The sequence below is a fragment of the Methanosarcina sp. A14 genome (assembly GCF_001729375.1).
Classification (GTDB): domain Archaea; phylum Halobacteriota; class Methanosarcinia; order Methanosarcinales; family Methanosarcinaceae; genus Methanosarcina; species Methanosarcina barkeri.
In genome coordinates this window covers 1-3769 of sequence record NZ_LZPK01000224.1, presented here as the reverse complement: position 1 = coordinate 3769, position 3769 = coordinate 1, and the positions used below count along the sequence as shown (strand labels likewise).

Annotated in this window: 2 protein-coding genes and 1 pseudogene; 1 reads left to right on the top strand and 2 read right to left on the bottom strand. The window is 35.8% G+C overall.

Annotation, left to right across the window (positions count from 1 at the left end; genetic code table 11):
• Positions 1-966 precede the first annotated feature (966 nt).
• Together A9239_RS11070 and A9239_RS11065 are read right to left on the bottom strand one after the other, a co-directional pair.
• The gene (locus A9239_RS11070; RefSeq protein WP_052712658.1) at positions 967-1644 is read right to left on the bottom strand and encodes a pentapeptide repeat-containing protein; all 678 of its coding nucleotides are present in this window, start codon (positions 1642-1644) and stop codon (positions 967-969) included.
• A gap of 493 nt (positions 1645-2137) precedes the next feature.
• Positions 2138-3577 (bottom strand): sensor histidine kinase, encoded by a 1440-nt coding sequence (locus A9239_RS11065; RefSeq protein ID WP_255361941.1) that lies wholly within the window; start codon positions 3575-3577, stop codon positions 2138-2140.
• Between the two features lie 73 nt (positions 3578-3650).
• Between A9239_RS11065 and A9239_RS19015 the strand changes: the two are divergent.
• Positions 3651-3769 (top strand): annotated as a pseudogene (locus A9239_RS19015) (IS701 family transposase); the annotation flags it as partial.

The window sequence follows — 3769 nt, the reverse complement described above, 5'->3', positions numbered from 1 at the left end:
CTACTACATAAAAGTCCAATTACACGTTTGATTGAAAATCGATAGCAGTAAAAACATGAATTTACGAAAATTACTGCGGAAAGTGGGCGGTAGTGACATTTCAATATTTAATAATTACTGGGGCACTTTTGTAAATTTTTGAATTATCATTTATAATACGAAAAACAAAAACTATGATAGAAATTTCGGAAAAAATTTAAAGAAAAGAGAATCATACCGTTAGGATTTTCCGCTCAAATCCTGCATCTCTGCAGTTGGTCTATTTGAGCGGAACCAAACGAATTAACATAGCCACTTCGAGTTTATAATACGCTTTTGATGCTTAAAAGCTTATTCTCTTATTATTTTAGACAAATTCTTTTAGATAAATAATTGGTTAAACACTTAATTAGTTAAGCAAATGGATGATAAATTGGAAAGATTTATTTCACTCTTTCCAAATTATCGGTTTTTCGGGAAAAACTGATCAGGCTCACAGTTTTTCTTTTATCTGCTTAACCAGAGCGATGGTCTTATCTATTTGTTTCAAACTTGCATTGATCAATATAAGATAATGCAAACAGAAGATAAGCTCCATCGTCAAATCGGTGGCTATGTCAATTCACCTACTGGTCGCGGTTACCAATTTCTTAGACTTTCTGACCACCGACCAAAGCAACCAGAAAGTCCAGTATTAATTGGCATCATTCTTAAAAAATTTATTCTTAATAGTATTAAGTTCCCACAATTTATCAAAAAGTTGCTAAATCGAAAAGCTATCAGAAGACTGGAAAAAACAGTGATGTTTCATTGAGTTTACAACGTAATAAGACACTAGAAAGAACATCAGTAGCTTAGAATTACATAGAAACTACAAATGCAAATACAGACTCTTACTAGCTAAAATTAGCTATAAATCTTTAAAAGCATTCAGTCCAAAGAAAAATATATATAAATTTTATATGTAGAAATATGTTGAATCTCTCCTCATTCCTCGGGTCCTCTAAATAAGGCAGGATATTTCTCCTTTAACGGAATCAGGATTTCTTCGTCTAATTTTGCATTATAAAGTGTTTTCACTTTAGAAGCTTGATCAATAGATAAATCATGAACTCTAGTGAGGTTAGCTCCTTCAAGTTTAGCTCCCTCAAGATTAGCTCTCAGAAGATAGGCTTTGTGAAGGTCTGCCCCATAGAGATTAGCGCCTCTAAGGTTAGCTTCTTGAAGATTTGCCTCTTGAAGACCAGCTCCATATAGGTCAGCCTCTTCAAGATTAGTTCCCTGAAGGTAAGCTCCCTCGAGATTAGCCACTTGAAAGTTCGCTCTTTTAAGGTTAGCTCCTTTAAGATTAGCCAGATGAAGGTTTGCCAGTTGAAGATTAGCCCTTTCAAGGTTAGCCTTTTCAAGATTAGTTTTTACAAGACTAGCTCCCTGTAGATTAGCTTCTTGAAGGTTAGCCTCTTGAAGATTAGCTCCTTTACCTTCAAGAAGGTGAGTATCTGAAAGATTGGCTCCTCGAAGGTCAGCCTTTTTAAGGTTAGCTCCCCGAAGATCAGCTCCTTCAAGGTTAGTTTTTACAAGGTCAGCCTCTTGAAAGTCCGCTCCTTGAAGTTTAGCTCCTATAAGATTAGCTCCCCTAAGGTGTGTTTTCCCCGATATACCCATAAAAGTAAATCTGCTCTAAATTAAAATAAACATTACTATTCCGGGAAAATAGTTTCTACTTCTCAAAGTGTGATCTGTGATGTTTTATTGAATTTACTTTGGCTTTGATTCAGCCTTTACTTGTTGTATCCTAAAATAAGATTACAGCTTTTAAATAATTTTATAGTTTGATACATGATATAACACCAGACTATAATAGCAGACTATAATAATAGCAGACTATAATAGCAGACAATGCAAAAGTTAAGTATTGAGTGAATTCCAACTTCTTTTTAGTAGGGAAGAATGATCGAGTAAAGTGAAATAAATTCTGGGTTAAAGTGGCATAGTGGGTTACCCGTACACGATATATGAAATAATTAGAAATAAACAACATTTATGAAAAATAGTCATCTTAGTACAAATAAATTCGTTGAATTGCAAGTAAACCAGTATTAAGTACAGATTTATTAGCCGTCTTTTAAATTATCATTCTTAAATGAAGATAGTGGTTTTATATTCCCATATTGTTAAACCAGATGGTGAATTGCGTACCGATACCACTTTTAATTTCTAAACAGCCGTCTATTTGCTCAACAAGAATGTTTACTAGCTGGAGTCCAAGGGAATTTGAACTCTTATTGACTATCACTTTTGGAATTCCTTTTCCATCATCCGATACTTCTAATATGTAATTGAAGCTATCTTTGCAACCTTTATCTGGACTGGACATCTCACTCTGAGCAGCAGAAGTTTCATTTCTGCGAAGATTCACCCGGATTTCTCCTTTCCGTCCTTCAGGAAAAGCATGCTTAAAAGAATTTGTAACTAGCTCATTTACAATAATTCCAAGAGGGATTGCAGTATCCATGCCAAGATATATCTGGTCAAGGTTCAACTTCAACCTGATACTTTTAATTCCAAGATCATATGAATTGAAAAGATCTTCAGTTAGTTTATTTAGATAAGCTGCAAAGTCAAGGGTATCGATATTATCTCCTTTGTACAGCTCTTCGTGAATAAGAGCCATCGAAGCTACACGATCCTGACTTTCTCTAAAAGCCTCAACAACTTCCTGAGTTTTACAAATTTTACGGTTAGAAAATGTTTCTGATTGAAGATCGAGTAAGGATGAGATTACCTGCAGGTTATTCTTAATCCTGTGGTGAATTTCCTTTATGCGGATTTGTTCTACCTTTGCAAGAGCTTCTTCTGCCTTTTTATGCTCTGTTATATCTTGAGTTGTTCCTCTAACCCGAACAGGATTATTATTCTCATCGAAAACAACTTCAGATTTTGCATGAACTATGCGTTCTTCTCCATTCGCTAGAATTATCCTGAAATCAAAATCAGCAGGCTTTCCATTCAATGCATCCTTAGCGGCATTATTTATACAGTTTCGATCATCCAGATGCACATAACTTAAGAAGATACCATAATTTACTTTCAGTTCTTGCGGCGTAAGTCTAAAAATACGATACATTTCGTCAGACCAACGAAATTCATTGCTTGCAAAGTCCATTTCCCAGTTTCCAAGATGAGCTATTTCTTGAGCTTCTGCAAGACTTTTTTCACTCTGTTTCAATGAATCATAAGCATTCTGAAGTTCTACTGTACGTTCTTTAACCAGTTTATCTAAATTATCGAGTGTGTCTTTCAGTTTAGCTTCCACTTTTTTGCGCTCTGTGATGTCACTGGCGGTACCAAACCATTCAACAATCTCGCCATTCGCATTCAGCATCGGAACCGCACGCGAGAAAATCCATCCCAAACTGCCGTCTGCTAGACGGACCCTGTGTTCCAGTTCGTAAGTGCTCTTTGTCCGAATAGCTTCATTGATGACTGCCATTACATGCGTTTGATCTTCCGGAGGAACATATTCCTGAAGCCAGTTACGATTTGGGCTTTCCGTATTGACAAGAAAACCTCGACCATAAAGATAGGACTTACGCAGTTAAAATGCCGAAAACTTGATATCTTTATAAATATACTTATGGCTTAGTGTTTCTCTAAAAACGTACGGAGTTATGGACATAAATCCACCTAAGTGTACCGACATTGACTACATTAAATATCTCATTGCGGCTTCTAAAGTTTTTAGCTGTACTGAAGCTGCTAGATGTTATCCAGACATAGCTAATGCTCC